This is a genomic window from Inquilinus sp. (genome assembly GCF_057815775.1).
In genome coordinates, this window is the sequence record NZ_JBYRFX010001148.1 from 1 (window position 1) to 6032 (window position 6032).

The window sequence follows — 6032 nt, forward strand, 5'->3', positions numbered from 1 at the left end:
GTCGAGCTGCTGAACAGCCGCGCCGGCGTCGAGGCCGAGAACGAGCTGATCGCCGGCGCCGTGCAGGGCGTGGTCGGGTTCTACGACCACACCGTCGACCTGCAGGCCAAGGGCAAGTACATCCAGACCATCGTCCAGTTCAGCCAGGCCCCGGGTGAGGTCGAGATGGTGGCGTCCAAGGTGGCGGACCAGGTGAAGTCGCCGGCCGACTTCAAGGGCCAGACGCTGGGTGTCACCGGCCTCGGTTCCTCCACCGACTTCCTGACCCAGTACCTCGCCGTCCGCGGCGGGCTGAAGGCTGGCGACTACACGCTGCTGCCGGTCGGTGCCGGCAACACCTTCATCGCCGCGATCAAGCAGGAGCAGATCGCCGCCGGCATGACCACCGAGCCGACGATCGGGCAGCTGCTGAAGACCAGCGATGCCAAGATCCTGGTCGACATGCGGACGCCGGAAAAGACCGTGGCGGCGCTGGGCGGCCCATACCCGGCCGCATCCTTCTACGTCCAGTCCAGCTGGGCCGAGACGCATAAGGAAGAGGCCCAGAAGCTGGCCAATGCCTTCGTCAAGACGCTGCGCTACATCTCCAGCCACAGCGCGGAGGAAATCGCGGCCCTGATGCCGAAGGACTACTACGTCGGCGATAAGGACACCTATGTCCGCGGCCTGGCCGAGGGCAAGGCGATGTTCACGCCGGACGGCCGCATGCCGGATGGCGGCCCGCAGACGGTGCTGAAGGTGCTGCAGGCATTCAGCAAGAACGTCCAGGGCAAGGAAATCGACCTGTCCAAGACCTACACGACGGAATTCGTCGACGCGGCGGCCAAGACCCTCGGCTCCGCGCAGTAATCGATCCCGGCCGGGCGTGACCGTCTCGACGGTCCGCCCGGCCGCTGTCCCAGAACCCGCCGTTCCATCCGCGTGACCCGGTCGCGCGATGAATCGTGCCGTGCGGAGGTTGCCGCCATGTCCCTGTCCGTATCACCCATATCCTCCGGCCCGGCCCCTGTCCCGGGCATGGCGCCCGCGATCGAGCTGATCAATGTCAGCCGCCGTTTCATCACCCCCGATGGCCGCATGCTGACCGCGCTGCGCGATTTCAACATGACCGTCGGGCAGGGTGAATTCGCCTGCGTCGTCGGCCCGACCGGCTGCGGCAAGTCGACCACGCTCAACCTGGTCACCGGCCTGGCCCGGCCCAGCGCCGGCGAGGTCCGGCTGATGGGCGCGCCGATCACCGGGATCGACCCCAGCATCGGCTTCGTGTTCCAGGCCGATGCGCTGTTCCCCTGGCGCAGCGTGCTCGACAATGTTGCCGCCGGGCCGCGCTTCCGTGGCGAGAAGAAGAAGATCGCCTATGAGCGGGCGCGCGACTGGATCGCCCGGGTCGGCCTGTCCAAGTTCGAAGGCCATTACCCGCACCAGCTGTCGGGCGGTATGCGCAAGCGCGTGGCGCTGGCCCAGACCTTCATCAACGAGCCGAAGATCCTGCTGATGGACGAGCCGTTCAGCGCGCTCGACATTCAGACCCGCACGCTGATGCAGGACGAGCTGCTGGCGCTGTGGTCCGGCTCCGGCGCCTCGGTGATCTTCGTCACCCACGACCTGGAAGAGGCGGTGGCCCTGGCCGACAAGGTCTATGTGCTGACTGCGGGCCCGGCCACGGTGAAGGCGGTTTACGACATCGACCTGCCGCGGCCGCGGGTGATGAGCGAGATCCGCTACGAGCCGGAGTTCATCGAGATCGCCCGCGTCATCTGGGACGATCTGCGCGAGGAAGTGCAGATCGGCCAGCAGCGCGCCATGGGCCAGACCCACTAGGACGGAGGGAGGAGACATGACCATGACCATCACCGCGACTCATGGCGGCACCGCCGTCCCGACCGCCGCCGAGATCGAAGCCGGCATCCAGGCCCGGATGCGCCGTCGCCGCCTGCTCGTCATCACGCTGCGCATCGCCATCCTGGTCGTCGTGCTGGGCGGGTGGGAGATTTCCACCCGGGCCGGCTGGGTCGACCCGTTCTTCTTCGCCATGCCGTCAGGCATCGCCGACCAGATCTGGATCTGGATCACCGAAGGCACGTCGCAGGGCCCGCTGTGGCAGGAGATCGTGGTGACGCTGGAGGAGACGCTGATGGGCTTCGCCATCGGCGTGGCCGGCGGCGTCGCCTGCGGCATCCTGCTCGGCCGCAACAAGCTGCTGGCCGACGTGTTCAGCATCTACATCAAGATCGCCAATTCTGTGCCGCGCGTGGTGCTGGGGTCGATCTTCATCATCGCGCTGGGCCTCGGCATGCCGTCGAAGGTGGCGCTGGCGGTGGTGATGGTGTTCTTCGTCGTCTTCGCCAATGCCTTCCAGGGCGTGCGCGAGGCCGACCGGGCGATGATCGCCAACGCCCAGATCCTCGGCGCCTCTTCGTTCCAGATCACCCGCTCGGTGGTGATTCCCTCGGCGATGAGCTGGATCCTGGCCAGCCTGCATGTCAGCTTCGGCTTCGCCCTGGTCGGCGCCGTGGTCGGCGAATTCCTGGGGGCGCGGCACGGCGTCGGCCTGCTGATCGCGACCGCGCAGGGCGCCTTCAACGCCAATGGCGTATTCGCCGCGATGATCATCCTGGCGGTGTTGGCGCTGGGGGTCGAATACCTCATCACCATCGTCGAGAACCGGCTGGTGAAGTGGCGCCCGGCGCCGTTCAACGAGCACGCCTGAGCCCTGGGCCGGGCATCGCTGCCTCCCCTTACGGGAGGATGGCGATGCCCCGGCCGGCGAAGAAGCGATCGAAGGTCTCGACGGGCAGGGCCACGGCCTCGCGGGACGCACGGTCATGGCCGGACGGATTGTGGAACACCAGCTGGCCGTCGACGTGCCCATGAACCAGGACCAGGTGCCCGCCTTTGGCGGGCGCTTCGCTATCCGGCCGCCGGATCGACGGATGGACCGAGGCGATGAAGAACGGCGCCCCGCGCAGGATGCCGGGAATGCCGCGGGCGGTGATGCCGGTGACGATCTGGGCGGACAGGCCGAACTCCGCCCGCACGAAGGCGACGAAGGGGGCGTAGATCAGGCCCTTGATCGCCTCGCCCTCGACGACATAGCCGCCATGGGCGGTGGCGCCGCGGGCCAGCTCCAGCAGCGGCGGCGCCTGGCCGGTGCGCGCGGCCAGCACCATCTTCAGGCAGGCCATGCCGCAGATATGGTCGGCCCAGCGCGCATATTCCGCGGCATCCCGTGCGCCGGATTTCGCCCAGTTCGGATCCTCGGCCAGCGGCAGCCGGCCGGCCAGGATGTCCTCGGCGCGGTCGGGCGATTCCCACTGCGAGAAATAGGGCACGGGCTTGGCCGTCCCCTGCTGTGCGATATCGTCCATCCGCTGTCCCACACCCTTCAGTCTTTTGCCGCCGGCAGACGGATCTCCGCGACCAGGCCGCGGCCGGTCGCGGGATCGCGCAAGCTCACCGTGCCGCCTGCGGTCTCCACGATTTCCTTGACGATCGCAAGCCCCAGGCCGCTGCCGGCGCCCTCGGTGCCGAGAATTCTGTAGAAACGCTCGAACACCTGCGCCCGCTCGGCCATCGGGATGCCGGGCCCGTTGTCCTCGACCTGCAGCAGCGCGGTGTTTACCTCGGCCGTGACGCCGACCGTTACCACGCCGCCGGTCGGGACGTAGCGCAGTGCGTTCTCGACCAGGTTGACCACGGCCTCGCGCAGCATGGTCTCGTCGCCGCGCACGGTGATGCCGGGATCGCCGTCGAGGCCCAGATCGATGTCGCGCTCGACCGCCAGCCCGGCCAGTGGCTCCAGTGCCTGGCGCGCCAAGTCGTGCAGGTCGATACGGTCATGACGCGGCCGCCGGCTGCCGGGGGCCGCACGCGACAGGGTCAGCAGCTGGCTGGCCAGATGCGCCAGCTGGCCAGCGCTGCGCTGCAGGGCGGTCAGCGCCTCCGTCCGGGCGGGACCCTCCGGCTCGCGCAGGGCATAGCTCGCCTGGGTGTTCAGCAGGGTCAGCGGCGTGCGCAGCTGGTGCGCGGCGTTGGCGACGAAGCGACGCTGCGCCGCCACCTGCCGCTCGACCCGCTCCATCAAATGGTTCAGCGCGCCGACCAGCGGCCGCAGCTCGGTCTGTACCGAATCGAGGGACAGTGGCGCCAGTTCGTCCGGGCGCCGGCGCGACACGGCGTTGCGCAGGCGGAGCAGGGGGGCCAGGCCGCGTGCCAGCCCGACCAGGGCCAGGATGCCGGCGGCCAGCAGCAGCAGGCTCTGCTGCCCCAGCGCCCGCAGCCACAGATGGCGCATCAGCCGGTCATGGCTGTGCAGGGTGACGCCGACCACCACCAGGATCGGGTTGTCGTCCCCGGCGCCGATCACCGGATGATCGATCGCCACCAGGTGCAAGGCCTCGTCGCGATAGCCGGATTCGGTCGAGGCGGGATCGAGGTCGCTGGCGGTCGTTGTGGGAATCGGCAGGTCGGGATAGCCGGTCAGCAATTGGCCGTCGACGGTCTGGACCCGGTAGTAGACGCGGTCCTGGTTGCCGGTGTCGAACATCTCCAGCGCCGCCGGCGGCACCAGCGCCTCGATCACCCCATGGTCGACCTGGGTCTGCTCCGCGATCGCCCGGGCCGAGGCCAGCAGCATCCGGCCGGTCACTAAGTCGGCGGTCGCCCGGGCGCTGCGGTAGGTGGTCCAGACATTGATCGCGACCACCGCCGCCAGCGGCACGATCAGCCAGAGCAGCAGCGCGAGGCGAAGGCTCTTGACCCGCATGGGGTCAGTCCTCGTGCCGGAGAAGATAGCCCAGGCCCCGCAACGTCACGATGCGGACCTGGCCACCCTCGAGCTTCTTGCGCACGCGGTGGACATAGATCTCGATCGCGGTCGGGTCGGCATCATCGTCGAAGCCGAACACGCTTTCGGACAGCTTGGTCTTGCTGACGGTCTGGCCAGATTTCAGCAGCAGCTGCTCCAGCACCGCATGTTCGCGCGGCGTCAGCAGCAGGGTGCGCTCGCCGAGGCGGAACTGGCGGAGGTTGGTGTCGAGCGAGAGGTCGCCGCAGGTGATCACCGGGCTGGTCCGGTCATGCGCCCGGCGCAATTGGACCCGGATCCGGGCCTCCAGCTCGGCGATCTCGAACGGCTTGGCCAGATAGTCGTCGGCGCCTTCGTCCAGTCCGGTGACGCGGCCGTCCAGGCTGGCATTGGCGGTCAGGATGATCACCGGCGTCCGACTGCCGCGGCGGCGCAGCCGGCGCAGCACCTGCAGACCGTCCAGCTTGGGCAGGGTCAGGTCGAGGATGACGAGGTCGTAATCCTGCACGCTGAGGACATGATCCGCGTCCTCACCATCGCCGACGCAGTCGACGGTGTAGTTGTCGCGCCGCAGCAGCCGCGCCAGCCAGTCGGCGAGCTCGGCATTGTCTTCGACCAGGAGCAATCGCATCGCGCTAAACGGCCATTATCGCTGTCCCGGGTCAAGCATTGCCATGGGCCGGAAAAGCAAAAGCCCCGCTTGCGGCGGGGCTTCGGTCGATGACCGGCTTGGGATTTGGCTGGGGGACTAGGATTCGAACCTAGGCTGGCGGAGTCAGAGTAGGCTAACCATCCAGGGAAACAGCCAATTTTCGCCGATATGTCGCAGCCGTGTCGCACGTAATTCCTCAGTGAAATATCGCCCCATACAACATCATGAAGCCGATAAACCAGAGCACGACTCTCATGAGTCGGTCGATGGTCTGCATGTCAGGCTCCCATCAGGTTGGATTCAAGTGCGGCCATCGCGGCGACGCCGCCTTCGTCCTCATCCAAGAGATGACCGTACACGTCGAACGTAATTTGAACCGAGGAATGGCCCATGACCGTCGCGAGGCGCTTGACGTTCCATCCCATGCCGATGAAGAGGGACGCTGCGGCGTGGCGGAGACTGTGGAAGCCATAGCCCTCGCCGGACAGTTCGGCCGCCTTCAGAATCGGAGCCCATGCTTGCCGCAAAATGTTCGTGTGCAGCAGGGGGGCGCCTCGCTCGGACGGGAAAGCC

The 6032-nt window shown here is 67.6% G+C and carries 7 protein-coding genes; 3 read left to right on the forward strand and 4 right to left on the reverse strand.

Features of this window, described 5'->3' with window-relative positions; translation table 11 throughout:
* The 3 genes from AC3XYG_RS40640 to AC3XYG_RS40650 all read left to right on the forward strand — a co-directional run.
* The coding region (locus tag AC3XYG_RS40640) for an ABC transporter substrate-binding protein (RefSeq protein ID WP_489145609.1) at window positions 1–849 on the forward strand (849 nt) is incomplete at its 5' end.
* Window positions 850–966: 117 nt separating this feature from the next.
* The gene (locus AC3XYG_RS40645) at window positions 967–1821 is read left to right on the forward strand and encodes an ABC transporter ATP-binding protein (RefSeq protein ID WP_489145610.1); all 855 of its coding nucleotides are present in this window, start codon (window positions 967–969) and stop codon (window positions 1819–1821) included.
* A 22-nt stretch (window positions 1822–1843) separates the two neighbouring features.
* Entirely contained in the window at window positions 1844–2710 is an 867-nt protein-coding gene (locus tag AC3XYG_RS40650) for an ABC transporter permease (RefSeq protein WP_489145611.1), read from the forward strand.
* Between the two features lie 28 nt (window positions 2711–2738).
* On the opposite strand, the gene AC3XYG_RS40655 is transcribed toward AC3XYG_RS40650, so the two are convergent.
* From AC3XYG_RS40655 to AC3XYG_RS40670, 4 genes are all read right to left on the reverse strand, one after another.
* Window positions 2739–3368 carry a cysteine peptidase family C39 domain-containing protein gene (locus AC3XYG_RS40655; RefSeq protein WP_489145612.1) on the reverse strand — a complete coding sequence of 210 codons (630 nt, stop codon included), beginning with the start codon at window positions 3366–3368 and terminating at the stop codon, window positions 2739–2741.
* 17 nt (window positions 3369–3385) lie between these two features.
* A complete protein-coding gene (locus AC3XYG_RS40660) occupies window positions 3386–4765 on the reverse strand; it encodes a sensor histidine kinase (RefSeq protein WP_489145613.1) in 1380 nt (459 codons plus the stop codon).
* Window positions 4766–4769: 4 nt separating this feature from the next.
* Window positions 4770–5438, reverse strand: coding sequence for a response regulator (locus AC3XYG_RS40665; protein WP_489145614.1), 669 nt, complete (start codon window positions 5436–5438; stop codon window positions 4770–4772).
* 299 nt (window positions 5439–5737) lie between these two features.
* Window positions 5738–6032, reverse strand: a 295-nt coding sequence (locus AC3XYG_RS40670; protein ID WP_489145615.1) for a tyrosine-type recombinase/integrase, incomplete at its 5' end; no start/stop codon positions are given.

Bases quoted from the DNA above. Each gene is read 5' to 3' on its own strand.
- AC3XYG_RS40650 (WP_489145611.1), top strand. From the start codon at position 1,844: ATGACCATCACCGCGACTCATGGCGGCACCGCCGTCCCGACCGCCGCC.
- AC3XYG_RS40660 (WP_489145613.1), bottom strand. From the start codon at position 4,765: ATGCGGGTCAAGAGCCTTCGCCTCGCGCTGCTGCTCTGGCTGATCGTG.
- AC3XYG_RS40655 (WP_489145612.1), bottom strand. From the start codon at position 3,368: ATGGACGATATCGCACAGCAGGGGACGGCCAAGCCCGTGCCCTATTTC.
- AC3XYG_RS40665 (WP_489145614.1), bottom strand. From the start codon at position 5,438: ATGCGATTGCTCCTGGTCGAAGACAATGCCGAGCTCGCCGACTGGCTG.
- AC3XYG_RS40645 (WP_489145610.1), top strand. From the start codon at position 967: ATGTCCCTGTCCGTATCACCCATATCCTCCGGCCCGGCCCCTGTCCCG.